Annotated in this window: 29 protein-coding genes and 1 tRNA gene; 16 read left to right on the top strand and 14 right to left on the bottom strand. The window is 59.6% G+C overall.

Features of this window, described 5'->3' with window-relative positions; genetic code table 11:
- Positions 1 to 9 precede the first annotated feature (9 nt).
- Positions 10 to 86, top strand: a tRNA-Pro gene (locus ACR0AI_RS01400).
- A gap of 61 nt (positions 87 to 147) precedes the next feature.
- The gene (locus tag ACR0AI_RS01395) at positions 148 to 1227 is read left to right on the top strand and encodes a 2'-deoxycytidine 5'-triphosphate deaminase (RefSeq protein WP_480671208.1); all 1080 of its coding nucleotides are present in this window, start codon (positions 148 to 150) and stop codon (positions 1225 to 1227) included.
- On the opposite strand, the gene ACR0AI_RS01390 is transcribed toward ACR0AI_RS01395, so the two are convergent.
- The 6 genes from ACR0AI_RS01390 to argS form a co-directional block, all read right to left on the bottom strand.
- Positions 1224 to 1442, bottom strand: coding sequence for a hypothetical protein (locus ACR0AI_RS01390; RefSeq protein WP_480671210.1), 219 nt, complete (start codon positions 1440 to 1442; stop codon positions 1224 to 1226). The genes ACR0AI_RS01395 and ACR0AI_RS01390 overlap by 4 nt on opposite strands.
- A gap of 64 nt (positions 1443 to 1506) precedes the next feature.
- Positions 1507 to 2157: an SMC-Scp complex subunit ScpB gene (scpB, locus tag ACR0AI_RS01385; RefSeq protein ID WP_480671212.1), complete on the bottom strand. Its 651-nt coding sequence runs from the start codon at positions 2155 to 2157 to the stop codon at positions 1507 to 1509.
- Entirely contained in the window at positions 2150 to 2944 is a 795-nt protein-coding gene (locus ACR0AI_RS01380) for a segregation and condensation protein A (protein WP_170688808.1), read from the bottom strand. Before ACR0AI_RS01380 ends, scpB begins: the two co-directional genes overlap by 8 nt.
- Positions 2934 to 3941 (bottom strand): beta-N-acetylhexosaminidase, encoded by a 1008-nt coding sequence (nagZ, locus tag ACR0AI_RS01375; RefSeq protein WP_480671214.1) that lies wholly within the window; start codon positions 3939 to 3941, stop codon positions 2934 to 2936. The genes ACR0AI_RS01380 and nagZ overlap by 11 nt, the downstream gene beginning before the upstream one ends.
- Positions 3938 to 4993, bottom strand: coding sequence for an SPOR domain-containing protein (locus ACR0AI_RS01370; protein WP_480671216.1), 1056 nt, complete (start codon positions 4991 to 4993; stop codon positions 3938 to 3940). Before ACR0AI_RS01370 ends, nagZ begins: the two co-directional genes overlap by 4 nt.
- 87 nt (positions 4994 to 5080) lie before the next feature.
- Positions 5081 to 6826 (bottom strand): arginine--tRNA ligase, encoded by a 1746-nt coding sequence (gene argS / locus ACR0AI_RS01365; RefSeq protein WP_480671219.1) that lies wholly within the window; start codon positions 6824 to 6826, stop codon positions 5081 to 5083.
- A 131-nt stretch (positions 6827 to 6957) separates the two neighbouring features.
- Between argS and ACR0AI_RS01360 the strand changes: the two genes are divergently transcribed.
- Positions 6958 to 7503: a putative pterin-binding protein gene (locus ACR0AI_RS01360; RefSeq protein WP_480671221.1), complete on the top strand. Its 546-nt coding sequence runs from the start codon at positions 6958 to 6960 to the stop codon at positions 7501 to 7503.
- Here ACR0AI_RS01360 and ACR0AI_RS01355 read toward each other — a convergent pair whose 3' ends face one another.
- Positions 7504 to 8646 carry a deoxyguanosinetriphosphate triphosphohydrolase gene (locus tag ACR0AI_RS01355; RefSeq protein WP_480671223.1) on the bottom strand — a complete coding sequence of 381 codons (1143 nt, stop codon included), beginning with the start codon at positions 8644 to 8646 and terminating at the stop codon, positions 7504 to 7506.
- A 76-nt stretch (positions 8647 to 8722) separates the two neighbouring features.
- On the opposite strand from ACR0AI_RS01355, the gene ACR0AI_RS01350 reads away from it, so the two are divergent.
- Positions 8723 to 9046, top strand: a complete 324-nt coding sequence (locus ACR0AI_RS01350) for a HesB/IscA family protein (RefSeq protein ID WP_170373953.1) — start codon at positions 8723 to 8725, stop codon at positions 9044 to 9046.
- 281 nt (positions 9047 to 9327) lie between these two features.
- Complete coding sequence (xth, locus tag ACR0AI_RS01345; RefSeq protein ID WP_480671225.1) at positions 9328 to 10107, top strand: exodeoxyribonuclease III; 780 nt, start codon at positions 9328 to 9330, stop codon at positions 10105 to 10107.
- 2 nt (positions 10108 to 10109) lie between these two features.
- Here xth and ACR0AI_RS01340 read toward each other — a convergent pair whose 3' ends face one another.
- Both ACR0AI_RS01340 and dksA read right to left on the bottom strand, forming a co-directional pair.
- Positions 10110 to 11261 (bottom strand): FAD-dependent oxidoreductase, encoded by a 1152-nt coding sequence (locus tag ACR0AI_RS01340; RefSeq protein WP_480671227.1) that lies wholly within the window; start codon positions 11259 to 11261, stop codon positions 10110 to 10112.
- Positions 11262 to 11332: 71 nt separating this feature from the next.
- Positions 11333 to 11755: an RNA polymerase-binding protein DksA gene (gene dksA / locus ACR0AI_RS01335; protein ID WP_170374347.1), complete on the bottom strand. Its 423-nt coding sequence runs from the start codon at positions 11753 to 11755 to the stop codon at positions 11333 to 11335.
- A gap of 371 nt (positions 11756 to 12126) precedes the next feature.
- On the opposite strand from dksA, the gene ACR0AI_RS01330 reads away from it, so the two are divergent.
- The 7 genes from ACR0AI_RS01330 to ACR0AI_RS01300 all read left to right on the top strand — a co-directional run bounded on the left by ACR0AI_RS01330 (position 12127) and on the right by ACR0AI_RS01300 (position 19043).
- On the top strand, positions 12127 to 12972 hold the full coding sequence (locus ACR0AI_RS01330; protein WP_480523373.1) for an AAA family ATPase: 846 nt from the start codon (positions 12127 to 12129) through the stop codon (positions 12970 to 12972).
- 77 nt (positions 12973 to 13049) lie between these two features.
- Entirely contained in the window at positions 13050 to 13499 is a 450-nt protein-coding gene (locus tag ACR0AI_RS01325; RefSeq protein WP_480671229.1) for an N-acetyltransferase family protein, read from the top strand.
- A complete protein-coding gene (locus ACR0AI_RS01320) occupies positions 13496 to 14860 on the top strand; it encodes a DUF2927 domain-containing protein (protein ID WP_480671231.1) in 1365 nt (454 codons plus the stop codon). The genes ACR0AI_RS01325 and ACR0AI_RS01320 overlap by 4 nt, the downstream gene beginning before the upstream one ends.
- Positions 14861 to 14867: 7 nt before the next feature.
- The gene (locus tag ACR0AI_RS01315; RefSeq protein WP_170373958.1) at positions 14868 to 15038 is read left to right on the top strand and encodes a hypothetical protein; all 171 of its coding nucleotides are present in this window, start codon (positions 14868 to 14870) and stop codon (positions 15036 to 15038) included.
- Between the two features lie 3 nt (positions 15039 to 15041).
- A complete protein-coding gene (locus ACR0AI_RS01310) occupies positions 15042 to 16226 on the top strand; it encodes a vWA domain-containing protein (protein WP_170373959.1) in 1185 nt (394 codons plus the stop codon).
- 698 nt (positions 16227 to 16924) lie between these two features.
- Positions 16925 to 18271: a hypothetical protein gene (locus tag ACR0AI_RS01305; protein WP_480671235.1), complete on the top strand. Its 1347-nt coding sequence runs from the start codon at positions 16925 to 16927 to the stop codon at positions 18269 to 18271.
- 85 nt (positions 18272 to 18356) lie between these two features.
- Positions 18357 to 19043, top strand: a complete 687-nt coding sequence (locus tag ACR0AI_RS01300; protein WP_480671237.1) for a M48 family metallopeptidase — start codon at positions 18357 to 18359, stop codon at positions 19041 to 19043.
- Positions 19044 to 19114: 71 nt separating this feature from the next.
- Here ACR0AI_RS01300 and ACR0AI_RS01295 read toward each other — a convergent pair whose 3' ends face one another.
- Genes ACR0AI_RS01295 through ACR0AI_RS01275 form a run of 5 tightly spaced genes read right to left on the bottom strand, consistent with a single transcriptional unit; the run spans position 19115 to position 24384 of the window.
- Positions 19115 to 19657, bottom strand: coding sequence for an RSP_2648 family PIN domain-containing protein (locus ACR0AI_RS01295; protein ID WP_480671239.1), 543 nt, complete (start codon positions 19655 to 19657; stop codon positions 19115 to 19117).
- Positions 19654 to 20856, bottom strand: a complete 1203-nt coding sequence (locus tag ACR0AI_RS01290; RefSeq protein ID WP_480671241.1) for an RSP_2647 family RNA methyltransferase — start codon at positions 20854 to 20856, stop codon at positions 19654 to 19656. The genes ACR0AI_RS01295 and ACR0AI_RS01290 overlap by 4 nt, the downstream gene beginning before the upstream one ends.
- A gap of 40 nt (positions 20857 to 20896) precedes the next feature.
- Positions 20897 to 21169, bottom strand: a complete 273-nt coding sequence (locus tag ACR0AI_RS01285) for a hypothetical protein (RefSeq protein ID WP_480671243.1) — start codon at positions 21167 to 21169, stop codon at positions 20897 to 20899.
- Positions 21153 to 23948 carry a [protein-PII] uridylyltransferase family protein gene (locus tag ACR0AI_RS01280; protein WP_480671245.1) on the bottom strand — a complete coding sequence of 932 codons (2796 nt, stop codon included), beginning with the start codon at positions 23946 to 23948 and terminating at the stop codon, positions 21153 to 21155. Before ACR0AI_RS01280 ends, ACR0AI_RS01285 begins: the two co-directional genes overlap by 17 nt.
- A gap of 49 nt (positions 23949 to 23997) precedes the next feature.
- Positions 23998 to 24384: a DUF4440 domain-containing protein gene (locus ACR0AI_RS01275; protein WP_480671247.1), complete on the bottom strand. Its 387-nt coding sequence runs from the start codon at positions 24382 to 24384 to the stop codon at positions 23998 to 24000.
- Between the two features lie 143 nt (positions 24385 to 24527).
- Between ACR0AI_RS01275 and ACR0AI_RS01270 the strand changes: the two genes are divergently transcribed.
- The 4 genes from ACR0AI_RS01270 (at position 24528) to ACR0AI_RS01255 (ending at position 26745) form a co-directional block, all read left to right on the top strand.
- On the top strand, positions 24528 to 24950 hold the full coding sequence (locus ACR0AI_RS01270) for a DUF2852 domain-containing protein (protein ID WP_170373967.1): 423 nt from the start codon (positions 24528 to 24530) through the stop codon (positions 24948 to 24950).
- A gap of 66 nt (positions 24951 to 25016) precedes the next feature.
- On the top strand, positions 25017 to 25448 hold the full coding sequence (locus tag ACR0AI_RS01265; RefSeq protein ID WP_170482976.1) for an RDD family protein: 432 nt from the start codon (positions 25017 to 25019) through the stop codon (positions 25446 to 25448).
- Between the two features lie 75 nt (positions 25449 to 25523).
- On the top strand, positions 25524 to 26348 hold the full coding sequence (locus tag ACR0AI_RS01260; RefSeq protein ID WP_480671249.1) for an arginyltransferase: 825 nt from the start codon (positions 25524 to 25526) through the stop codon (positions 26346 to 26348).
- 7 nt (positions 26349 to 26355) lie between these two features.
- Positions 26356 to 26745: a VOC family protein gene (locus ACR0AI_RS01255; RefSeq protein ID WP_480671251.1), complete on the top strand. Its 390-nt coding sequence runs from the start codon at positions 26356 to 26358 to the stop codon at positions 26743 to 26745.
- Positions 26746 to 26784 lie beyond the last annotated feature (39 nt).

Raw genomic sequence — 26784 nt, 5'->3', positions numbered from 1 at the left:
CTCCAACGTCGGGCTATGGCGCAGCCTGGTAGCGCGTCCGTCTGGGGGACGGAAGGTCGCAGGTTCGAGTCCTGCTAGCCCGACCAAATCACACCGACGTTTATGGCAGACAGGCCAGATCCCGCTCTGGCATCAGGGGGGATCGAAATGACAGGTGTATGCCCAAACCAGCAGATCGAAGCGATGATCACACGCGGTGAGATCAGTGCCAGCCCGGACGTGATCCCGGCGCAGGTGCAACCCGCCAGCCTTGATCTGCGTTTGGGAACAGTGGCTTACCGCGTCCGCGCCTCGTTCCTTGCAGGTGAAGGGCGATCGGTCGCCGACCGTTTGGCCGAGTTCGAAATGCACCGAATCGACATCACCGACGGGGCCGTGCTCGAGAAAGGCTGCGTCTATCTGGTGCCGTTGATGGAATCACTCGCCCTGCCCGCCGAGACCAGCGCGGTGGCGAATGCCAAAAGCTCAACCGGGCGGCTGGACCTGCTGACGCGAACAATCACCGATGGCGGCACCGAGTTTGACAGAGTGCCCGCAGGCTATACCGGTCGGCTCTATGCTGAGATCTGCCCGCGCTCCTTCTCGGTACTCGTGCGCCCCGGCATGCGGCTGAACCAGATTCGATTCCGTCAGGGTCAGGCCGTTTTGACCGACGCGGAATTGACCGACCTGCACACCGAATCCCCACTGGTCGATGGGCCTGCCGTCATTCAGGACGGTCTGGGCTTTTCGGTTGACCTGCAATTGCCTGACACCGATCTGGTCGGCTACCGCGCAAAGCCGCATACCGGCGTGATTGATCTGGACCGGATCGGCGCATACGACCCTCAGGACTATTGGGAAGAGGTGCGCACGAGCGACGGCTGCATCATCCTCGACCCCGGCGCGTTTTATATCCTCGTCAGTCGCGAGGCGGTGCATATCCCACCAATGTACGCGGCGGAAATGGCCCCCTATCTGGCCATGGTCGGCGAATTCCGGGTGCATTATGCAGGCTTCTTTGACCCCGGCTTTGGCAATGCCGCCGCAGGTGGTGCCGGATCGCGCGGTGTGCTTGAGGTCCGCTGCCACGAGGCCCCATTCGTGCTGGAACACGGCCAGGTCGTCGGGCGCTTGGTCTATGAGAAGATGTCTGAAATGCCCACGCAGCTATATGGTGCAGGCATTGCCTCGAACTATCAGGGACAGGGGCTGAAACTGTCCAAACACTTCAAGGCAGTTACCTAAAACCGCATGAACCGCCGCATCTGGCGGGTCATCTGCTTGGCCTGTTTGATACTCTGCGACTGGGTCGGCCCCGGTTTCCCTTTCGGTTGGGCATCGCCTGAATCCGACGAACCGCCCATACGGCTTGCCATATCAAAGCCTTTGTCGACCCCTTTGTTGACAAGTCGGCGCGTGATCTGGCGGACGATCATGTCGATGATCCGATTTGCATTCATTGCTCAACTCCGTTTCCTGCGCCTAAAGATAGGGTATCCATGCGGCGGTAAAAGGGCTGTCTGATCACTCTTCCTCGAAGAGTTCGGTCTGATCTTCGTCAACTTCGTCTTCGCGCCCCTCGCCCAGTGGGATAGTACCCGGCGGCGGGCGATTTTCCAACAAGCCAGCGGCGCGCAATTCCTTGAGGCCCGGTAGGTCGCGAGCGTTTTCCAACCCGAAATGATCCAGAAACTCGGGTGTGACGACAAAGGTCACCGGGCGGCCCGGCGTCATGCGGCGACGGCCCAGCCGAATCCACTCCATCTCGAGCAGTTGGTCGATTGTCCCGCGTGAGACGGAGACACCGCGAATCTCTTCGATCTCAGCCCGCGTGCAAGGCTGGTGATAGGCCACGATGGCAAGTGTTTCGATTGCCGCGCGGCTCAGTTTGCGAGTCTCAACCGTTTCTTTCTGCATCAGAAAGCCAAGGTCAGGGGCGGTCCGGATCGCCCATGCCTCACCCACCTTGACCACGCGTACGCCGCGGCCCTCGTAGCGTTTCTGAAGCAACTCAACCGCTTGCGCGGCATTGCTACCATGTGGCATCCGCGCCTCAAGATCGGCATTCGTCACCGGTGCGGCGCTGGCAAACAGCACCGCCTCGACCATCCGCTCCTGCTCGGCCAGAGGGGGCGCTTCGAACAGGGTGCCGGTTTCTTCGGGGGCGTCAGTCACGGGTCTCGGTCCTTTTGCGCAGATGGATCGGGGCAAAGGTATCGCTTTGCTTGATCTCCATATGTCCTTCTTTCACCAGCTCCAGCGAGGCCGCAAAAGTCGCCGCCGTGGCCGAGCGTCGCCGCACCGGATCACCGTCCCATCCGTCTGGCAGATAGGTCTCCATATCGGTCCAGGCACCGGCAAACCCGATCAGAGGGCGCATACGTTCCAGCGCCTGCTCCATTGTGAATACCGAGTCGCGGTCCATTACAAAGGGACGGAACTCGTCGCGCGTGCGGATGCGCGCATAGCCCTGCATCAGGTCCAGAAGCGTGGCGGAATAGGTTACGGTGCGAATACGGGTGACGTCTTCGGCCTGCCCGCGCTTGAAGAAATCACGTCCTAGCTGGTCGCGCGCCATCAGCCGGGCGGCGGCATCACGCATGGCCTGCAGGCGCTCAAGCTGAAACGCCAAGTGGGCCGCGAGCTCCTCGCCCGATGGCCCCTCATCATCCGGGTCAGGCGGCAGCAGGAGGCGGGATTTGAGAAAGGCCAGCCAAGCGGCCATCACCAAATAGTCTGCGGCCAGTTCGATCCGCAGCGCGCGCGCCTTTTCGACAAAAGCCAGATATTGCTGCGCCAGTGCCAGGACCGAGATCTTGCGCAGGTCGACCTTTTGCGTCCGCGATAGGGTCAGGAGCACATCCAACGGGCCCTCGAACCCGTCGACGTCAACGATCAGCGCTTCGGCTGCCAGTCGGTCGGCGACCGAAACCGGATCTTCGCTGAAAAGACTATCGTTCATATACCTGCCCGCCCATTAGGGCAGATAGTTCAGCCTCAGTGGCCTCGATGTCAAGTTCGGCGGGCTTTTTGCGCATGGCCAAGGCCCGATCTGCGCGGGCCTGCGCCGCCTCATTCATCTGGCCTGCGGCCTGAAGCACATCGCGACGCTCAGCGAAGCTGCCGTTGCAGTGCAATACGACATCACAGCCTGCCTGCAAGGCCTGTGCCGCGCGCTCGGGCACCAACCCGCTGAGCGCCTTCATGGTGATGTCATCAGTCATGACCAGCCCGTCAAAGCCGATTACCTCGCGGATGACCTTCATCATCGGGGCCGAGATCGTGGCCGGAGTCGGGTCGATCTGTTCGAACACCAAATGAGCAGTCATCGCCATCGGCAAGTCGTTCAGAGCTTTGAACGGGGCAAAATCGGTCTGCGTCAGCTCTTCGAGCGTCAGGTCGACGCGCGGCAGATCGAAATGTGTGTCTAGCGTGGCCCGGCCATGACCGGGCATGTGCTTGACGACAGGCAATACCCCACCATCCAAATGCCCCTGCGCAACGGCGCGCCCCAGTTGAGCGATGCTACCTGCATCGCTGCCGTAGCAGCGGTTACGTAGAAAGGCGTGGGTTTCCGGGCGCGCGACATCCACCATCGGCGCGCAGTTGCTGTCGATCCCCAGCTCAAAGAGCTCATGCGCAATCAGGCGATAGCGCAGATACATCGCGCGCTCAGCCTGTTCTCCGGCCCGTTCGGCATGATCGAGCGGCGGGATCCATTCGCGCGCCAGAGGGGCGCGCAGACGTTGAACACGGCCTCCTTCTTGATCAATCGTGATAGGGCAATTCCGTCCGACGGCCTCACGAAAGTCGTCGCACAAGGCGCGGACCTGATCGGCACTTTCGATATTTCGGGCAAAAAGGATGAACCCAAACGGATTCATCTCACGGAACAAGGCCCTTTCGTCATCGGTCAGCCGCAGCGCTTCTGCGTCAGAAATCGCGGCTCCGAACGTCACCTGACGGCCACCGGGATACAGTCGGCCCCTTGCGCCACCAGTGCCGCACAAAACTGGCGCGAGTCGCTCAGGTCATCAAAGCCGAGCACGCGCAACCGGTAGAAAGTGCGACCACCGCTTGAGGTTTTCTGGATAACACGCTGTTTTCCATCCATATACTCACCGAACTGACCATTCAGACGCGCCCATTCGGATTTGGCGACATCGGCACTTTCAAAAGCGCCAAGCTGCGCCAGACGAGTGCCTTTGCTCAGCGTGTCAGGGTCTACATCCAACCCAACGGCGGATTTGACGGCCGCATTGATCGCCGCCTCAGACGTATCGGTGACCACCGCACGGCGGGCCGGACGGGTCTGCGGGCGCAACGAGCGGCGCACACCCGGAAGCTCGGCAATGGCCGGGTCCGGCAGGGCTGCGGCCAAATCCGCCGGGTCAATCGCAGGCTCTTCCTCTGGCGTCACCAGAGAGGCCAGCTGCACGCCATCCTCAGTTTGTTCATCATTGGCAAGCGCCGCCTCGCCCGCGAGTTCGGCGACCAGAGCGTCCACTGCGTTCTGCCGCAGGGCCGCGGCCTCTTCGTTCGAGATCGGCTCTTCGACCACGTGGACAGCTTGGGTGGGCTTCAATTCACCAGCGGGCAGGTCCTCATCGGTCAGCGAGACCGGACGCGGAGCCAGGATCAGACGATCCGCAGGGGCCGCAGCCGAGCCTTCGGCAGCAACGGCATTCACTGCCAGACCCTGATGATCAGCGGGGCGCCCACCCGGATTTTCGGGCTGAATACGCATCGGACCTTCGGCGGCGCGGACAACAGGCACGCCGCTGACATCGCGCATCACCAGCTTGTAGCTCCAGATACCGATTCCGGCGACCAGCGCCAGAGAAGCGACCGCCCCCAGCACGTTCATCGCCTTGCCAACGCCAAAACCGCTGCGCGGCGCGGCATGGTCGGCCATTTCGTCTGGGTAATCATACCCATCATCGGCATAGGATTGATTCGGGTAATGCATCTGCCCGGGGCTTTGATGCCCCGAGTAATCGTAACTCGTCATGTCCGCCTCACCGCCCGATTGCGCCTGAAATTAAGGCGCGCGGGTCATTTCTTGTCTGCCTCAGACCGGCGGTTCGGGCGGTATTGGTTACCGCATCTCCTGCGCCGGAGTAACGCCAAGAATACCCAAGCCTGCTGAAATCACAACAGAAACGGCACGGGCCAATGCGATTTTCGACTGGCTTGTGGCAACATCGCCATCCTGGATGAAGCGCAGCTGAGTTTCTTCGTTGCCCTTGTTCCACAGAGCATGAAAATCCCCTGCCAACTCATACAGATAGAACGCGACGCGGTGTGGTTCGTTGGTGCGAGCTGCAATCTCAACCAAGCGTGGCCATTCGGCCAGTTTCTTGGCCACAGCCAGTTCCGAGGCATGGTCGATCTTGCCCAGATCCGCGCCCACAAGGGTCGCATCGTCGGCGGCAATCTCGGCTTCAGCGGCGCGGCGCAGCACGCTCATGACGCGGGCATGGGCGTATTGCACGTAGAACACGGGGTTCTCGCGGCTCTGCTCCAGCACCTTGTCGAAATCGAAATCCAGAGGCGCGTCGTTCTTGCGGGTCAGCATCACAAAACGGGTCACATCCGGGCCAACCTGATCGACCACATCGCGCAGGGTGACAAAGTTTCCGGCCCGCTTGGACATCTTGAACGGCTCGCCATTCTTCCACAGCTTCACCAGCTGGGTCAGCTTGATGTCCAGCGGCACCTTGCCGTCAGACAGAGCCGAAACAGCGGCCTTCATCCGTTTGACATAGCCACCGTGATCCGCGCCAAACACGTCGATCAGCGCGTCAAAACCACGGCTCACCTTGTCGTAGTGATAGGCAATATCCGGGGCGAAATAGGTCCATGCACCATCCGATTTCTTGACCGGACGGTCGACGTCATCGCCATGTTCGGTCGATTTGAACAGGGTCTGCTCGCGCGGCTCCCAATCCTCGGGCTTTTTGCCTTTGGGCGGCTCCAGCACGCCTTCGTAGATCAGTCCCTTGTTGGTCAGCGACTGCAGCGCAGCCTCAATCCGGCCCGTGCCGTAGAGGGATTTCTCCGAGAAGAACACGTCCATCTCAACGCCCAGCGCCTTCAGGTCAGCACGGATCAGGTCCATCATCGCGTCGGTGGCGAAGTTGCGCAGATCTTCCAGCCATTCGCTCTCGGGCTTGTCGATCAGGCTGTCGCCGTATTTCTCTTTCAGCGCCTCGCCGATCGGGATTAGGTAGTCACCGGGATAGAGACCCTCGGCAATCTCGGGGCTGAGGCCATTGGCCTCGCGATATCGTTCGTAGGCCGAGCGCGCCAACACATCCACCTGCGCGCCACCGTCGTTGATGTAATACTCACGGGTCACGTCATGGCCGGAAAAGGCCAGCAAGCTCGCCAGAGCGTCCCCGAAAACGGCACCGCGCGTATGACCCACATGCAGCGGGCCGGTCGGGTTGGCCGAGACATATTCCACGTTGACCTTCTGCCCCTGCCCCATGGTCGAGCTGCCATAGTCAGTGCCCATCTCCAACACGCGCGCAAGAACACCCTGCCAGACCGTCGCGGCCAGACGCAGGTTTAAGAACCCCGGCCCCGCAACCTCTGCGCTGGTGATCCGGTCATCGGCGGCTAGCTTGACCGCCAAAGCGTCCGCAATGTCGCGCGGCTTCATCTTCGCGGGCTTTGCCAGCACCATCGCCGCATTGGTCGCCATATCGCCATGCGCGGCATCGCGCGGCGGCTCGACCGCCACGTTGTCAAAGCTCAACCCCTCGGGCAGAGCGCCTTCGGACTGCATCTGCGCCAACGCGTCCAGTACAAGGCTGCGGATCTCGGAAAACAGGTTCATTTCGGATGTCCTTTTGCTTGCCCGGCGGTTTACCACGCAAAGCGTCAAGGTCAATGGAAGGCATCGGTTTGGGCTTGGATTGTCCGCGAACAAAGCTAATTTGGGCAGGATTACAAAACCGGAGACGACCCATGCGCCTAGTCCTGCCCCTTGTCCTTGCCCTAGCGACGCCCGTATGGGCCGAGATGCCCGCGCCCAAGGGGCACGTTCTGCTGACATTGGGCGGCGCGGTCTCTGAGACCAACCTACCCGCACGCGGCGAGAATGACGGCGGTCTGCTTGGGTATCTGGAGGTCACTCATAACGGAGCTGCCGGTTTCGACACCGCGATGCTGGATGCGCTTGATCAGACCGAAATCACGATCCCCTACGGCCCCGAAGGCAACAAACGCGAGATCACGTTCTCGGGCCCTCTTCTCTCGGCGGTGATGTCAATGGCCGGAGCCGAAGGGAAAACCGCTAAACCCATGGCGATGGACGGCTATCAAGCCGAAATTCCTTGGAGCAGTATCGAGGCCCACAGCCCCATTGTCGCGACCCATGCGGACGGCAGCCCAATGGGCATCGGCGGCTACGGTCCCACCATGATCGTCTTCCCGCCAACCGACGACGCTGATCTGGCTGCGGAACAGGCCGGTCAGCAGGTCTGGGCGCTGGCCTATATCGGGATCGAATAGTTACTGGCCTGTCAGGCGCTTGTGATCCTGCAGCGCGAACCGATCGGTCATGCCCGCAATGTAGTCTGAAACGATCCGCGCCAGCGCGGTCTCATCCTGCGCCGCTTCGATATCGTCGTGCCACCGGGTCGGCATCTGTTTTGGATCATTCAGGTAGATCGGGAACAGGTCTTCGACCACACGAGCCACTTTTTCCCGAACTTCCATCACACTGGGGGCGCGATACATGCGCGCGAACAGGAAGGCGCGGATTTCCTTGAGTTGCGCCCAAAGCCCGGCAGAAAACTGAATGACCGGAGCGCCATGGCGCCTGATATCCTCAACCGACTGCGCGCCCGATCCGGCAATGAGCTCTCGCGATGTATCAATCACATCCGAGACCATGACACCAAAAACACGGCGCAACGCCTCATGCCGGCGGCGATATGGATCAAGACCGGGATAGGCCCGATCAACCGCCGCATAGCATTCTCCCACAATCGGGAGTAGCTGGATTTCATCGTCAGAGAACAAGTCGGCCCGAAGCCCATCCAGAAGATCGTGGTTGTTATAGGCAATATCGTCCGATAGGGCCGCCACCTGCGCCTCGGCACTTGCATGGGTGTGCAGTTCCAAATCGAACCCGCCGTTGCATTCGGCCAGAGCCCAAGGAAGCTCTCCGGTCACCGGACCGTTGTGCTTTGCGATCCCTTCCAAACATTCCCAGGTTAGATTGCAGCCGTCGAACTCGGCATAGTGGCGCTCCAGCTTGGTGACGATGCGGATGGCCTGCGCGTTGTGGTCAAAACCGCCGTAAGGGGCCATTAACGAATGCAGCGCATCCTCACCCGTGTGACCAAAAGGCGTGTGACCCAAGTCATGCGCAAGCGCGATGGCCTCAGTCAGCTCAGGGTTCAGGTTCAAAGCCCCAGCAATTGTGCGCGCGACCTGAGCGACCTCGATCGAATGCGTCAGACGGGTGCGGTAGCTATCGCCTTCATGTTCCACAAAAACCTGCGTCTTGTGCTTAAGCCGCCGGAACGCGCTGGCATGAATGATGCGATCCCGATCACGCTGAAAGCATGACCGGAAACTGCTTTCCTCCTCAGGCACCAACCGCCCCCGTGCGCGGCCTGGATCCGAGGCAAAACCCGCTCTGTCCAAAACTCTGGTCCTTGTCGCCTGTCGATAGGTTTCATATATTGTACGTTGGTTGGGAAATAAACCTTTGGAGTCCGGCATGAATCTGCCTCCGACAGTCACAGAACGCGCGTTTGAGCGCCTTGCTGAAATCGGTGCCGCCAATCAGGGTCAGGCCTTGCGTGTCGCCGTTGAAGGCGGGGGATGTTCCGGTTTTCAATACGAAATCGCGCTGGACGAACCAAAAGAGGACGACCTTGTGCTGGAAGGCAAAGGCCAAAAGGTGATTGTAGACTCGATCTCCCTGCCCTTTCTGGAAAATGCAGTCATTGATTTTACCCAGGAACTTATCGGCGCGCGGTTCGTGATCGAAAACCCCAACGCGACGTCCTCCTGTGGATGCGGCACGTCGTTTTCCATGTAAGCCACGTGGGGGCTTTGCCCCCACACCCCCAAGGTATTTCCAGCCAGATGAAGAAGGGATTCACTCTCCGACCTGAAAGCCGGAGAGCTTCACCTGGCGCGGTCATCGGCGCCTCCGCCTGTACCGCATTTCATCGCTACGACCAAATTGGTTAAGGATCCGTTTCTTCATCTGGCCAAAAATACCTCGGAGCGCGAGGCAGAGCCTCGCAACTCCACCCACCACCTTGCCGCTGGGGTCATTCTGGGCGATAGGTTGCAAACGGCTTCGGAGGATCGCGCATGAAAATCGCCACGTTCAACATCAATGGCATAAAAGCGCGGGCCGAGGCCTTACCGCGTTGGTTGGATGAAGCCCAGCCTGACGTGGCTCTTTTGCAGGAAATCAAATCCGTCGACGAGAACTTCCCCCGAGAAGTCTTCGAAGAACGCGGGTACAATGTCGAGACACATGGCCAAAAGAGCTTCAACGGTGTCGCAATCCTCTCGAAGCTACCTTTGGAGGATGTAACGCGTGGCTTGCCCGGTGATGATGAAGATGAACAAGCGCGTTGGATCGAAGCAACGGTTGTTGGAAAGCAGGCGCTGCGGATCTGTGGCCTTTATCTACCGAACGGAAACCCAACGCCCGGGCCGAAATACGACTACAAACTGGCGTGGATGGAGCGTCTGTACGATCGCGCCCGCGCCCTGTTGACCAGCGAAGAGCCTGCGTTGATGGCGGGCGATTACAACATCATTCCGCAGGCAGAAGATGCAAAACGCCCCGATGCATGGCGCGAGGACGCCTTGTTCCGGCCCGAAAGCCGGGCTGCGTTCCGCAAGATCCTGAACCTTGGGTTCACCGAAGCGTTCCGTGCCCGCGTACATGGCGCAGGTCACTATTCTTTCTGGGACTATCAGGCCGGAGCATGGAACAAGGATGACGGCATTCGCATCGACCATTTTCTACTGACCCCTCAGGCCGCGGATCTGATGCAAGACTGTCAAATCGACAAAGAGGTGCGCGGGCACGAAAAACCCTCGGACCACGTGCCGGTCTGGGTCGATCTGGACATCTGAGATCAGACGGTCGGGTCGTAGCTATAGATCCAGTCATATTTGCGCGTCAGGCGCGGACCTATTGCTGCCAGAACCGCTTGCGCGGCCAGACGCATCGGACCGCGCAAGTGGAAGTTGCGTGCATTTGCTGATGCCGCAGCGACCACATGTTGCGCGCGGCGCTGGCGCGCGGATTCGTAGGCTGCAAGAGCCTGCTTCACACCCGATTGGCTGTCTAAAGAGCGTGCAAGTACCCAGGCGTCCTCAAGCGCCAGACATGCCCCTTGCGCCATGAAGGGCAACGTCGGATGGGCCGCATCGCCCAACAGGACCAAGCGCCCGTTCTGCCATTTCTCGGCCACCGGACGCAGGAACAGAGCCCACAGATGCGTTTCTTCGACCTTTGTCAGAATATCCCTCACCGGCCCGCCAAAATCGGCAAACCGAGCGCGCAAGTCATTGGGATCGCCCTTTAAGCGCCAGCCCTCCTGCTGCCAGTCCGAGCGTTCTTCAATTGCGACGACGTTCATCAGGCGTTGGTCGCGTAGCGGATAGGTGACGACGTGCCGCCCCGGCCCCATTGTCAGTGAGGCTTGCGGTCTCTCAACCCGGTTCTCCCAAGGCACCGTGGCGCGCCAGGCGATCTGGTGGGTGAAGGCCGGAGCTTCGGGGCCATTTATGATCTGGCGAAGGGCACTGCGGCCTCCATCTGCTGCAATGACACATTCGGTGCGCAGGCGCTCACCGTCATCCAGCACAATCTCGGCCTCGGACGGGTGTTTGCGAACCGTCTGCACGCGCGCGCCAAGGCGTATGTCGACACCTGCGTCCTCTGATGCCCGTCGCAACAATTCAAGCAAATCGGCGCGGTGATAGTAGAATGTCGGGCCCGCCGCCGGGGCTGGAATACGACTGATCACCCGGCCCTTTCGATAATCGCGCAGAATAGTTCCGTACGAGAATTGCGCGGCTTCAGGCTGATCCCCCGCAACCCCCAAAGCGCGCAGAACAGACATTCCGTTGGCGCTGATCTGAAGGCCTGCTCCGACTTCGGTCAGCGCAGGGGCCTGCTCTAGCACCGTCACTTGCGCCCCGCGCTGGCGCAGGGCCAACGCCGCCGCAAGGCCGCCAATGCCGCCTCCAACCACGCAAAACTTCAAACCGTTGATCTTCATGGCCTTGCCTTAACGCAAAAACGCCGGAGCAACAGGCCCCGGCGTTTGAATTATTCACTTTTTCAGGACGATCAATCGTCGCGGTGGACCTTTTCGCGACGCTCATGCCGCTCCTGCGCCTCAAGCGTCATGGTCGCGATCGGGCGCGCGTCCAGACGCTTCAGCGAGATCGGGTCGCCTGTTTTTTCGCAATACCCGTATTCGCCTTCGTCGATCCGGCGCAGGGCCGAGTCGATCTTCGCCACCAGTTTGCGCTGACGATCCCGTGTGCGCAGTTCCAGCGCGCGGTCGGTTTCCTCACTGGCGCGGTCGGCGACGTCCGGAATGTTGCGGGTGTTGTCCTGCAGCCCTTCGATCGTGTCGCGGCTGCCTGCGAGTAGTTCTGTCTTCCAGTCCAGCAGCTTGCGGCGAAAATACTCAAGCTGCAGATCATTCATGAAAGGCTCATCTTCGGCCGGACGGTAGTCCTCCGGCAGAAAAACTTCCTGCTTCATATTTGCTCCCTCGGTATGGCCTGTAACGTCGGTCACGGTTGCTTCACCAGACATTTGGCTCTCCCTTCTGCGCAGCGTTTAGCCGACGGGCGCTGGAATGTCACTACACAAACGTAGAACCGACGCCCCGTCGCAAGCCTTCATCTAAATATGAGACTTAAAACAACAAATCCTTGTTTTTCTGTGAAAATCGACAGACAATTTCAGGGCATTGTTCAACCCTCAAGAAAGGCACCTGCCTGCGAATCATGCAAAAGCGGTTGGACTCGCTGGTAAATTTGAGTCACCGACGCAGCGGCCCGGGTTGTCAAATTCCCCATCGCTCGGTAACCCGGACACCACAGTTTCGCCGGAAACATCAAGAGGACCCGATGACCGCACGTTTTCAAGGCACAGCCGAATATGTCGCCACCGAAGATCTGACCATCGCCGTGAACGCCGCCGTCACGCTGGAGCGCCCCTTGCTGGTCAAAGGGGAACCCGGCACTGGCAAGACCGAATTGGCAAAACAGGTCGCCGGCGCGTTGGGTCTGCGCATGATCGAGTGGAATGTGAAATCCACCACTCGCGCGCAGCAGGGCCTTTACGAATACGACGCCGTCAGCCGGTTGCGGGACAGCCAGCTGGGCGAAGAGCGTGTGCATGACGTCTCGAACTACATCCGCAAGGGCAAGCTCTGGCAGGCGTTTGAGGCCGACGAAAAGGTCGTTCTGCTGATTGATGAGATCGACAAGGCGGATATCGAGTTTCCCAATGACCTTCTGCAGGAACTCGACAAGATGGAGTTCCATGTCTACGAGACAGGCGAGACGATCAAGGCCAAGAACCGCCCGATCGTGATCATCACTTCGAACAACGAAAAAGAGCTGCCCGACGCTTTCCTGCGCCGCTGCTTCTTTCACTATATCCGCTTCCCGGATGAGGCCACGATGCGCCGCATTGTCGAAGTCCATCATCCTGGTATCAAGGACGCGCTGCTGACCACCGCGCTCACGCAATTCTACGAAATTCGCGACACCCAGGGCCTCAAGAAGAAACCCTCAACCTCCGAGGTTCTGGACTGGCTGAAACTGCTACTGGCCGAGGATCTGAGCGCCGAAGACCTCAAACGCGACGGGGCCAATGCGCTGCCCAAACTGCACGGCGCGCTGCTGAAAAATGAACAGGACGTGCATTTGTTTGAGCGATTGGCCTTCATGGCACGCAGTCGGCGTTGAACAGGGTGTGAGCGCGGCTTGCTTCTTGGCGGTCCGGGTGTCAGCATCCCAGAAACCAAATAAGCAGGACGCATCGCTTGGCCAAAGACCTCAAAATCCGCCCACTGACCGCCGAGGACAAGACCCAATGGGCCGAGATGTGGCGTGATTATCTTGCGTTCTATGAAACCACCCTGCCCGACACGATCTATGAGACGACATTCGAACGTCTGCTGGGTGATGACCCGCAGGATTTCTCGGGCTTTGTTGCCGAACAGGACGGCAAGCTGGTCGGATTGACGCATTTCCTGTTTCACCGTCACGGCTGGAAGGTGGAAAATGTCTGCTATCTGCAGGACCTGTTCGCCCGCCCCGAGGCGCGTGGAACCGGCGTAGGGCGCGCCTTGATACAGGCGGTCTACGATGAGGCCGATCGCCAAGGCGCTCCGTCAGTCTATTGGCTAACACAGGAGTTCAACCACACCGCACGCCAGCTCTATGATCGGATTGGCACCGTGACGCCGTTCATAAAGTACAATCGCGCATGAAGCGGTTTGTCACCTTCATCGCAGTGCTGGCGCTGTCGGCCTGTACCACGGTCGAACGGATCGAACTGCCGGACAACGTCAAGGTCGTTGAGCAATCCCTGCCCCCCACCAAGTCGTTCTCGGCGTCGCGGCCAACGCCCCCTGCGCGGTCCAATACGAACATAGCTGCCGACTTCCTTGACCTGCATTTTGCGCTGGAAAGCGGTGTGGAACTGCCGGTTTTCACGAGGTTCGAAACACCCATCACCGTGCGCCTGACCGGCACGCCCACGGCCAGTATGCAGCGCGACCTGAACAGCCTGTTGAACCGCATTCGGCGCGAGGCCAGGATCGACATCCGGCAAATTCCCGAAGGTCAGGCCAACATCACCATTGAGGCCGTCACCCAGCGCGACATCCAACGCATCCTGCCCAATGCTGCCTGCTTCGTGGTCCCCAATTCATCGAGCCTCGAGGAATACCGCCGCGACCGCCGCAAGCCCAAGAGCAGCTGGACCGAGTTGCAACGGCGCGAGCGTCTGGGCATTTTCATCCCTGCAGATGTCAGCCCACAGGAAATCCGCGATTGCTTGCATGAGGAACTGGCGCAGGCGCTGGGGCCGCTCAACGACCTCTATCATCTGCCCGATTCCGTGTTTAACGACGACAATATTCACACCGTTTTGACCGGGTTCGACATGCTGATCCTGCGGGCGGCCTATTCTCCTGAACTGCGCTCGGGGATGTCCCGTGAACAGGTCGAGGCCGTAATCCCCGGTCTGCTCAGCCGCCTCAACCCGCGCGGCGACCGGCTGCCGGTGCAACCGCTGACCGAAACCCCGCGCGAATGGGTCGATGCGATCAACAAAGCCCTCGGCCCCGGTCCCGGTTCCCCCCGACAGCTGCGCGCAGCAAAACGCGCGGCCGAGATCGGACGGCGGCAGGGCTGGACCGACCACCGCCGTGCTTATCCGCATTACCTTATGGGCCGCATGATCCAGTTTCGCGATCCCGCCGCCGCCTTGCAGAACTATCAGATCGCGCTGCAATTCCTGAACGCCACCCCCGGAACCGAGGTTCACCGCGCGCATGTCACGGCCCAAACCGCCTCTTTTGCGCTGGCGCAGGACGGAGGGCCCGAAATCCTGCCCGATCTGAACTCCGCAATTGACGTGATAACACGAGCCGAGAACGCCTCACTTCTGGCGACGTTGCTGCTGTTGAAATCCGAGGCTCTGAAACAAGCCGGACAGGAGCAGCAGGCACGTGCCGTCAGGCTGGACAGTATCGGATGGGCGCGATACGGGTTTGGCTCGGATCTGGTGGCCCGGTCTCTGGCAGAGGGCGACGCTGGAACGTCGAGAAACAATACAGGCGGATGACAGACGAATGCTCGTAGTAGTGGGAATGGCTGTTTTGGGTGCGATCCTAGGCGTAATGGCCGCGCGCAAGCGCAACGGCAACCGGGCCGACATGGCGCAATACGCCGCCGGTTACGGCATCGCCTTTGCGCTTTTGGGCCTGATCCTGTCTCTGATCCTTGTGCGGTTCTTGGTGTAGCCCATGTTCCTGCCCTTTTTCGAAAACCTCAGAAAAGCAGGCATTCCGGTCTCTCTGCGGGAATATCTGACCTTTCTGGAGGGGATGAAAAAGGGCCTGGCCACGTATGATGTCGAGGCGTTCTACTACCTCGCCCGTGTCTCGATGGTGAAGGATGAGCGCAATATCGACAAGTTCGACCGCGCTTTTGCTGCCAGTTTTGAGGGGCTGGGTGAGATCAGTTTCGATCAGGTGCTGGAGGCGGTCGACATCCCCGCGGATTGGCTGGCCAAGATGGCCGAAAAACACCTCTCGGACGAGGAAAAGGCCGAGATCGAAGCCCTCGGCGGCTTTGACAAACTGATGGACACTTTACGCGAACGCCTGAAAGAGCAGCAAGGCCGTCATCAGGGGGGCAACAAGTGGATCGGCACGGCAGGGACCTCTCCGTTCGGGGCCTATGGCTACAACCCCGAAGGCGTGCGGATCGGCCAGAAGGAAAGCCGCCACCAGCGCGCGGTGAAAGTCTGGGACAAGCGCGAATTCAAGAACTTAGACGACACTGTTGAACTTGGAACGCGCAACATCAAGGTCGCCTTGAAGCGTCTGCGCCGCTGGGCCCGCGAGGGCGCGGCAGAGGAGCTGGACCTGGACGGCACCATCCGCGCCACTGCCGAACACGGCTATCTCGACGTCAAAACCCGGCCAGAGCGGCATAACGCGGTCAAGGTCCTGCTTTTTCTCGACGTCGGCGGTTCCATGGACCCGCATATCAAGGTGGTTGAAGAGCTGTTCTCGGCCGCGCGGACCGAGTTCAAGCATTTGGAATACTACTACTTCCACAATTGTCTCTATGAAGGCGTCTGGCGCGACAATCGCCGCCGTTGGGACCAACAGATCCCAACCCACGAGGTGCTGCGCACCTATGGCGGCGACTACAAATGCATCTTCGTGGGCGACGCCTCGATGAGCCCCTACGAGATCGCCTACCCCGGCGGCGCCAACGAGCACTGGAACCAAGAAGCAGGCCAAGTCTGGCTGCAACGCGCGCGCGAGCAGTGGACGTCAAACCTGTGGATCAACCCGGTGCCCGAGAAATACTGGGGCTACACCCACTCCATCGGCATGATCCAAGAGATTTTCGAGGACCGCATGGTGCCAATGACGCTGGCTGGGTTGGAACAGGGCATGCGAGAGTTGACTCGCTAGACGTCACTGCGCGCCGAAGTAGATCAACGCTGCTAAAAACAAGACAAAGTCATAGATTTTGCCCTCGAAATAGCTTCAGAGGAAACAATCGAAGCGATACTCCCCACATTTTTGAGATTCGTGGTATAACCCAGATGGATCGATGCTGGGGGGCTGAGATGACCAAATCTAAACTTCGCAATTACCTGACATCTTTTTTGACCATTTCTGCATTGGTGCTGGCGTCCGGTACCGTTGCGACTTTTGCCTTTGCACCGGATGCGGCTTACGCAAAAAACGATAAAGGCAACGGCAAAGGCAAAGGGAACGGAAGGGGCAACGGAGGTGGCAAGGGGAATTCCGGTAAGGGAGGAAAAGACGGGGGCAAGAGCGGCGAAAAGGGAAAATCTGGTAAAAGCAACGGCGCAAAAAATGCCGGTAAGGATCATGGAAAAGCCAAATCCAAAACCCAGAGTTCTCGAAACCTCTTCGGAAGTGGCAACAAGCAGAAAGCGAAGTCCAAAACCCAACGCTCTGGCAACCTATTCGGAAATGGCAACAAGCAAAAAGCCAAGTCCACAACTCAACGCTCTCGCAACGTATTCGGAACTGGCAACAAGCAGAAAGCGAAGTCCCAAAAATCGTCCAGCAACAAGTCGCGAAGCGGCAAAGTTCAGGAAACAACCCTGGCGAACGTTGGGCGAGAGTTCAAACGCGATGTGGAAGAACTGTTCGGCAAACGCTCACGCGTGAAACCCAAAGCCAGCGGAAAACGCGTAAACAAAGCCTACCGCAAAGCGTCCATTGCTCCGGTCGAATACTCCCCGCGACCAGTTGCTCGCTCGGACTATCGCACCAAGCGATACGACGAACAAAACCCGGACAAGCGTAGATACCGCGATCCGCTTGTGGCTGCGATTACCGACCCGTATGGCTCGGACAAGTTGCGCAATCTGAACGCATCGAAAGCGGCGGCTCCGGCGTTTCGCAACGCGTCTCCCAACAGCAATGTCGGCAAGATCGCGACCTATCAGGCCGCTGCGGAAACCTACTATGACCTACGCGGAGATCTTTATGAAGCACGGCGCGAGCTGCGTGACCTGAACGAAAGTTATGACGGCCGCAGCAGCGACGACATCGCCGACGACATTGCCGCGCTTGATCCCTCGGACCCCAACTACCAAGACGACCTGAACGCGCTTGAAGACGAACTGCGTGACGCCGAAACCTATGAAGAGGCACGTGACGACTTGCGCGCAGATTTAAGGGACTTGCGCCACGAAACGCGCGACGCCCTGCAAGACGCAGAAACCGCCTTCTTCGACGCGTCCAAAGGCAGGACAGTGACCAAAGGCACTTTGTCTCAGTTCCACGGCTACCTGGATCTGCCGCAGCCGCGGCATCGCTACAAGGATGGAGCAACAATCCAGCCCGTGCCCTACGACCCTGATCGTTACAGATACACCAAAGACGATGCGGCGTACGAACAGTGGGATGATCGGCGGGATGTATATGACACCTATACGCATCAAAAGAAGGATCGGTATCGCTACTACCGCGATCCGCTTGTGGCTGCGATTACCGACCCGTATGGCTCGGACAAGTTGCGCAACCTGAACGCATCGAAAGCGGCGGCTCCGGCGTTTCGCAACGCGTCTCCCAACAGCAATGTCGGCAAGATCGCGACCTATCAGGCCGCTGCGGAAACCTACTATGACCTGCGCGGAGACCTCTATGACGCACGGCGCGAGCTGCGTGATCTGAACGAAAGCTATGACGGCCGCAGCAGCGACGACATTGCGGACGACATTGCCGCGCTTGATCCTGCAGACCCCAATTACGAAGACGACCTGAACACGCTTGAGGATGAACTCCGCGACGCAGAAACCTATGAAGAAGCGCGTGACGACCTGCGCGCAGATGTAAGAGACTTGAGAATGGATGCACTGGTCGCGGAGAAGGAGGCAGAACATGCCTTTTTCGAGGCTTCAAAAGGTGCCACATTAACGAAACAATCTCTCTCTGAATTCCATTCGAACTTGCAGCTTCCTCTGCCGGGTAGGTAGGTTCAGCATTCGGGGCATGTTTTGACCTAGAACTTAACTGCAATTGCGGCTTGCCTAGACTGGGTGAGCCGCCCATATCTATGTCATGCTTCGCTTAACTCCGATCCTTCTGGCGATTGCCTATGGCCTTGTGATGTACCGGATTTCCATCTGGCGCACCCATCGTGAATTGGATCAGAAGTCGACCGAACTGGCTGACCCTGCCCTCAAAAGGATGACAGACAGGCTGGCCGCTGCTTTGAATATCGCGCGGGTGCCGGTCTATATCTACGAGATTGACCCGGTGAACGGTTTGGCGGCTCCGGACGGGCGGATATTCATCACGCGTGGGTTTTATCGAAAGTTTCGCAACGGTGAGGTCTCCGCCGAGGAGATGGCGAGCGTGATTGCCCATGAGCTGGGTCATGTGGCCTTGGGGCATGCGAAACGGCGGATGATTGATTTCTCAGGCCAGAACGCAATGCGGACTGCGTTGATCATGGTGTTGAACCGGTTCATTCCTTTCATCGGGGCGATGATTGCGAATGCGTTGACGTCATTGCTGGCGTCGCGCTTGTCTCGGCAGGATGAGTATGAGGCGGATGAATATGCCGCCGCCTTGCTGACCAAGGCTGGGATTGGGATCGCGCCGCAGAAATCTCTGTTCCACAAGTTGGAAGACCTGACGCAGCAGCGTGCCGGAATGGCGCCTGCGTGGCTGATGAGCCATCCAAAGACGGATGAGCGAATTGCGGCGTTGGAGGCATTGGAGCAGCGTTGGGCGCGTGGCTGACGGTGCGGCAGCGAGAGGCCAGCCTCTCGCGCTCTCCGGGATATTTTTAGCCAGATGAATGGGGATCCCGTTTAGGTGGTCAGGGCTTTGCCCAAGCGCGGCAAGCGGGCTTTTTTCATGAGCACGCGCAGCGTCCATTGATCGCCTGATAGGCGGTTGGCTTCGGACAGGACCGCGGTGGCCGCCTCAGTCATGCCTGTGGGGTCGGTTTGCCAGAAGCTGTGGAGCAGGCTGTCCGGGTCGCGGCGCTCAAGACCTTCTTCGGACAGGATGTTTCTGGGGAAATCCTTGGCGTTGACGGTGACGATGATGTCTGCCGAGGCCTCGACGGCCGTAGCCAGCACATGGATATCGGCCTTGTCGGGCAGCCAGAGACGTTGTTCGATACCCGATGCGACCTTACGTTCGGCTTTGGGCCAGTGCGCTTGGGCCAGAGCGATCTCGGCGCGGGCCTGTGCTTCGCCTTCGGGGCCCAGTTTACGGGCGGCGCGGGCCCATTCTTCGAGGATGCGCGCGGACCAGATTGGAGTGAAATGGCCCAGTTTTGCCGCGCCCAGCAGCATCTCACGCATCACCGTCGGGTAGATGACGCAGGTATCTAGGACCGCCTTCACAGCCGGTAGAATACGGCTTTGAGGTAACCGCTTTCGGCCAGTTGTGGCAGCTGCGGATGATCGGGTCCGGCAAAACCGGTGTGGATCAATTGCGCCTGCCGCCCGGCCCGTCCGATCCCGCGGGATGAGGCATCGCGGAAGCGGCCCAGATCTGCGGCATGAGAGCAGGAACATAGGCCCAGATAGCCACCTTGTTTGACCAGCGGTGCAGCGAGGCGGGCGATGCGTTCATAGGCGCGCAGGCCGGCATCGAGGGCTTGTTTCGAAGGCGCGAAGGCGGGCGGGTCACAGATGACGACGTCGAACTGTGCGCCCTCTTCGCCCAGTTGTGTCAGCACATCGAAAGCGTCGCCTTGGCGGGTCTGGAACCGGTCAGCATATCCGCTTGCCTCGGCCCCTTTGGTGGCAAGATCCAACGCAGCAGCAGAGCCATCTACGGACAGCGCCTGTTCCGCCCCTCCAGCCAGCATGGCAAGGCCGAAGCCGCCCACATGGCTGAACACGTCCAGCACTTCAGCGTCAGGATGCACCAAACGCGCAGCAAAAGCGTGGTTGGGACGTTGATCGTAGAACAGGCCGGTTTTCTGACCGCCTGTCAGGTCGGCCATGTAGGTTGCGCCGTTCATTGGCACAGGCAGAGGCGTGTTGGGCGCCGTTCCGCGCAGAGTTTGGTTGACGTCGTTCAACCCCTCTAGCCCGCGAGCCCGGCCCGAGGCGTTTTTGAGAACAGTTGTCACGCCGGTCACCTTGACCAGCGCGTCGGTCAGCATGTCCAGATGCGCTTCGGCCCAGGCCGCGTTGGGCTGGATCACGCAGGCATCGCCGAAACGGTCAATGATCACACCGGGAAAGCCATCGGCCTCGGCGTGGATCAAGCGGTAATATGGCGCGTCGAACACGCGTTCACGCATCTCAAGCGCGCGCTGCAGGCGGGTTTCGAACCAGTCCGCATTCAGATCGGTCTCAATATCGCGATCCAGAACACGACACATAATCTTCGACTCGGGGTTCACCGCGACCAGAGCGATCGGCGCGCGTCTGTCATCCTCAAGCACGGCCAGCGCCCCGGCCGGGATTTTGCGCGTGCGCCGGTCGGTGACGATGTCATTGGCATAGACCCACGGGAACCCATGGCGCAGCCCGCGCGCATTGGCTTTGGGTTTCAGGCGGATACGGGGGCGGTCAGCGACTTGGGTCATGACCGCCTCATAGTCGCGAACAGCCCGAAGGAAAACCCCCCTAGCGCGGGCGCGAGCGCCAGCCGCCGCGCCGCTTTGGCGCTTGCGCGGCCTGCAGCCCTTCGGTCATCACTTGAGTCATGGGATGTTCGGGCTCCTGCGCGGAATAGGCCGCGTGCAGCCGCGCCAGAGCCTGTTTCTGATCTACGCCATCGGGCAGGCTAAGCGCCCAGTCCAGAAAGATGCTGCGGCATTCCGGCATGGCGATGCCTTTGATGTTATACGCCTCGCGGATCAGGCCCTTGGGGTCGTTTGGATCAGTGCTGCGCGCCATCTTCGTCCTCTTTGATTACGCTGCCGATGATTGCGGCGGCGGTGGAATAACTGTCCTGCAATGCGGATTGCAGCGCTTCGACCTGTTCGAACCCAGTGGCGCGGCACAGGAAGGCCGCTCCGCCCTCGCCGATTTTGTCCGCCTCGATCACCTTGCCCGAAAGCAGCCGCGCTGCGCATTGTACCGACCAGCATAGATCGTAGCTGTCCTTTAGTGTTTGCGCCTGCGCGACATCCAACAAACCGGCAGCGACTGCCCCGTCGAGGCCAGACATCACGTCCCGGTTTGCGAGACCTGCCATTAGCGCGCCGGTCTCGGCCATCAACTCGATATCCATCATCCGGCCCGGGCCGTTCTTGGCGTCCCAAACGCCCGCCGGAGCCTTGGCCGCCGCCAGACGTGTCCGCATTTCGGCCACTTCTCGCAGAACTATGTCTGCCTCCCGAGGGCGCGATAAAAGCTCGGTTCGGAAGGTCTCGATATCCTGAGCCAAGCCTACGTCTCCGGCGACGACATGGGCGCGTGTCAGGGCGAGATGTTCCCACACCCAGGCCTCTTCCTGCTGGTAGTGCGTGAAACTTGCCCAACTGGTCGCCACCGGCCCCTGATTGCCCGAAGGGCGCAGGCGCATGTCGACTTCATAGAGCCGCCCCTGAGACATCGGAGCTGAAAGCGCTGTGATCAGTGCCTGCGTGAACCGTGCATAGTAGGTACGCGTTGCCAGCGGGCGGGGACCGTCGGACATGTCCTGATCGAGCGGATCGTAGATCACGATCATATCCAGATCGGATTGCGAGTTGATCCGCCCTGCCCCCAACGACCCCATGCCCAAAATGGCCGCTCCGCGCCCCGGTGCCGGGCCGTGTTTTCGGGCGAAGGCATCGGTCACATAGGGAACGATCGCGGCGATCACGGCTTGCGCCAGCTCGGCATATTGCCTGCCGGCCCGCGCCCCGTCGATCAGGCCGCGCAGGTGGTGAACGCCAATGCGGAAATGCCATTCCTTGCACCAGCGCCGCGCCAGATCGAGCTGCGTTTCGTAGTCAGTTTCCTGCGCCAGTGCGTCTACCAACTCGGCCTGTAATGCCTCCAAACCGGGCCAATCGCTGAAGAAACTGCCTCCGATCACCGCGTCAAAAACGGAAGCGTTGCGCGAAAGGTGTGACGCCAGCGCATGCGAGGTGCCGACGATGTCGATCAACAGGTCGATCAGATGTGGGTTGGCCTCAAAGAGCGAGAACAACTGAACACCCGCAGGCAGGCCCGCCAGAAACCCATCCAGCGCCAACAGGGCCTCATCGGGTTGCGCGGTTTTGGCAAGGCGCGAGAGGAGCTCGGGCTTCAACCGGTCGAAGATACGTCGCCCGCGCTGGGACCTCAGGGCCGGATAAGTGGCCCAGCGGGCGAGGATATTCTGGTCGAACGTCACCTCAGGTGCGGGCGTCGGCGCAGGCCCTGCGCCTGGTGCAAAAAAGCCTTCGGTCAACTCATGCACCTCGGTCAGGCGACGGGTGAGATCCTTGGTCAGATCATCGCTACTAAGCCCCATCAGACAGGCGACCCGTTCGATCCCGTCGTCTGATTGAGGAACCTTGTGGGTCTGAGCGTCGTGGATCATCTGAATGCGATGTTCGACTTCGCGATGCGCGCGATAGTGATCGGTCAGTTTGGCAGCAACCTCTTCCGGCACCCAGCCCTTTTGCGCCAATGCCGCCAGCCCGGGCACCGTGCCGCGCACGCGCAGATCGGGGTCGCGCCCCCCTGCAATCAACTGCCGGGTCTGGGTGAAGAACTCGATCTCGCGAATACCGCCCTGACCCAGTTTCATATCATGACCGGGGATCGAGAGACTACCGCCGGTCCCTTTGTTTTCACGTATACGCAGGCGCATGTCATGGGCGTCCTGAATGGCGGCAAAGTCCAGATGCCTGCGCCAGACAAAAGGTTTTAGGGTGTCCAAAAACCGCTCTCCGGCTGCCAGATCCCCCGCGCAGGCGCGCGCTTTGATATAGGCGGCCCGCTCCCATGTGCGGCCGAGGCTTTCATAGTAGCGCTCTGCCGCCTCCATCGCCATGCAGACCGGGGTCACCGCCGGGTCGGGCCGCAGGCGCAGATCGGTGCGGAAGACATAGCCATCCGCGGTTTTGTCGCTGAGCGTGGCGCAGAAATTGCGCGTGGCCCGGACCATTCCGTGGCGGGCTTCGTAAAAATCATCCGGGTCAAAGCGCGTCTCATCGAACAGAACGATCAGGTCGATATCCGAGCTGTAGTTCAGCTCATACGCGCCCATTTTGCCCATCGCTAGAATGACCATCCCGGCGGCGGTTTCAACATCGTCCTCGGTCATTCCGGGCAGCTTCTTGCGACGGATCAGGGCGGCAATCTCGGCCTTTGCGGCCACATCCGCCGCCAGAGCGCCAAAATCGGTCAGCGCAGCCGTGACTTTTTCCAACGGCCAAGCCCCTGCGATGTCAGCCAAAGCGGTCAGTACCGCCATCCGTCGCTTGGCCAGCCTTAACCCCGGCTTGAGCTGATCCGGTGCCAGAGTACGCGCGGCCTCCATCACCTCTGCCATAGCGTGGTCCGGCTGGTGCAAGGCCTGCGGCAGCCACTCCCTCTCTTGCTCGATCAGGCCCTTCAGATACGGGCTGGACCCGGCGGTTCCGGCGATCAAATCGCCTTGTTCGGGCGTCAGGTCGGCAAGCCGAGCGCGGGTTTCATCGCCCAAAGACTGGTCGAACGCGCGCGGCAGACGGTTGATGGTCAAACTCTCAGTCATACCCGGACCCTGCGCACCGCTGGGCGGCAAGGTCAATGCGGCAAACGCATTATTCCTGTTCGACCGGAGTGTCCTGACTGAAACTGTTGATCCAAGCCCCCGCCCGACGTTCCCAAAGGGAAGATATGAGCATCGCCTCCCACTCCTCCGCGCCCGGTCGCACATAATCGGCCCGATAGGACAGCAACACGATATCCGGGGTCAAAATCCGCAGGTGCTCTTCGCTCAACTTGAATTCCGCCATTGTCGGAGCCTCAGCGAACTGCCCTACATGGTCGTCCCGATTTGCAAAACCCGACGGGTAGACACCCAGAAAATCGGCGCTCAGAAGCGCCCTGTCAGCCTGGGCGTCGCCTGTTGCCAAAGCAGACCATACCTGTTTTTCCAGCTCCAAGATCTCTGCAAGCGCCGGTGCATTTGTGTTCTCAGTCATCATGCCCGCACCCTGCTGCCCGAGGCATGCGTCGTCAACCAAATCTGAAAATGTAAATCTTTTTCACATATACCCCTTGCAACGCCGCAAGCGCTCCCCATCTAGATCATGTGAAAGGAATTTACATCAACCCCAGGAGAGACCACATGACCGCATTGTCCGAACCCGCCGCACCCGCAAACCCGGGGTGGCTCTATCGTGCCGAGGCTTGGATGGACGACAAAGGCAAAGGCGCCTGGATCGCCGCCATGGTTCTTGGGTTCATCTTCTTCTGGCCCGTGGGCCTCGCCCTTCTGGCCTATATGATCTGGAGCAAACGCATGTTCAGCAAGTCCTGCAGCCGCCGCAAATCCTGGCACAGTCACATGAGTGCAATGAAGCCATCAGGCAACAGCGCCTTCGACGCCTACAAGGCCGACACTTTGGCCCGTCTGGAACGTGAACAGCAGGATTTCGAAGCCTTCCTGCGCCGCCTGCGCGAAGCCAAGGACAAAGCCGAGTTCGACCAGTTCATGGATGAACGCGCACGTGAAAACCACGAAGACGATGGCAAAGGCGAACCGGCCTGAATTGACTTGCCCTGTCCCGACCATTCGGGACAGGGTAACACGACCTACCCTTTCGGAAACCTGACAATGAACCATCTGCCCGATCCCGATACTCAACCCGAGTTCTACCAGTCCGTCGCAACCAAGCGTTTTGTCGCATGGTTGTTCGACATCGCCTTTATCTCACTTCTGTGCATCGTCCCCGTCTTCCTGACACTTGGGGCCGGGCTGTTCTTCTTGCCGCTGATCTATGCCGTGATCAGCTTTGTCTACCGGGTCATCACGATCTCGAACGGATCTGCCACGCTTGGCATGCGGTTCATGGGGATCGAGCTGCGCGACGCGTTCGGCGAACGGATGGATATGGGCAAGGCCGTGGCCCATACGGCCGGATACTTCATCAGCATGGCGTTCTTCGTGGTTCAGATCGTATCTGTCATCATGATGCTGACCAGCGCGCGCTGCCAGGGTCTGACGGATGCCTTCCTTGGGACAGTCATGATCAATCAGCGGGCCTGAACGCAACAAACTTGAATCACTTGGCGGCTTGAAAATCCGTTGCTATCATCCGGTCCGAGGCTACATGGGACCTTCATGCGACACACGCTGCCAATTGCGCCACAATTCTATGTGACGGCCCCCCAGCCCTGCCCTTACCTTGAGGGCAGGATGGAGCGCAAACTCTTCACCGCTCTGCAAGGCGCAGGCGCGGATCAGTTGAACAATTCACTGTCCCAACAAGGGTTTCGCAGGTCGCAGAACGTCCTCTATAGACCATCCTGCACTGATTGCGCAGCTTGCCTTTCCGCCCGGATTGACGTGTCGGCCTTCCGCCCGACCAAAAGCCAGAAGCGCGCCGCCAAACGCAATGGATACCTAGAGCGCCGCGCAACCTCGCCCTGGGCCACCGATGATCAGTACGAGCTGTTCCGTCGCTACCTCGATACCCGCCACGCCGATGGCGGCATGGCCGATATGGACGTTTTCGAATTCGCCGCGATGATCGAGGAAACTCCGATCCGCAGCCGTGTCGTGGAGTATGCCGACCCTGAAACCGGAAACCTGATCGCCGTCAGCCTGACCGATGTTCTGGATGACGGCCTCAGCATGGTTTATTCCTTCTACGACCCAAACCAGCCGCAGAACTCCTTGGGCACCTACATGATCCTCGACCATATCGAGATCGCGCGTGAGGCCGGCCTGCCATACATCTACTTGGGCTATTGGGTCCCCGGCAGTCCGAAAATGGGCTACAAAGCCAAGTTTTCCGGGCTAGAGGCCTACGTCCAAGGGCAATGGCAGAAAATCTCCAACCCCGAGGCTTTCGCAGATGCCTCACACCATCCTCTCGCCTCGGCCCCAATAGCCGAGCAGGTGGCAAACATCCAACTGCCCGACCGCCACCCCACTAAAGGCTGATCCTTTCATGAAACAGAGCCTGCACGCTGTCACCCTTGTGGTGCCTGACTACGATGCTGCGATCAATTTCTACACTGCAACGCTGGACTTCACCCTTTCCAAAGACATTGATTTGGGAGGCGGGAAACGCTGGGTCCTCGTCACGCCGCCGGGTTTAGGAGAGGCCTCCTTACTGCTGGCCAAAGCCGATGGTCTTGAACAAGAAACTGCTATCGGCAACCAAACCGGGGGGCGTGTTGGGTTCTTTCTGCAAACAGATGACTTCCAACGCGATCACGCAGCAATGCGGGCAAAGGGTGTCCATTTCGAAGAAGAGCCCCGTGTTGAACCCTATGGCACAGTCGCGGTATGGCAGGACCCTTTCGGAAATCGTTGGGACCTCATCCAGTTCGCATGAGCCCGTTCATCCGGCCGAAGATAACTCTTTTAAAGTCCG

The sequence above is a fragment of the Ruegeria sp. BG3 genome, assembly GCF_056538485.1.
The sequence above is the reverse complement of the archived record's forward strand: the minus strand, read 5'-3'. Positions and strand labels throughout refer to the sequence as shown.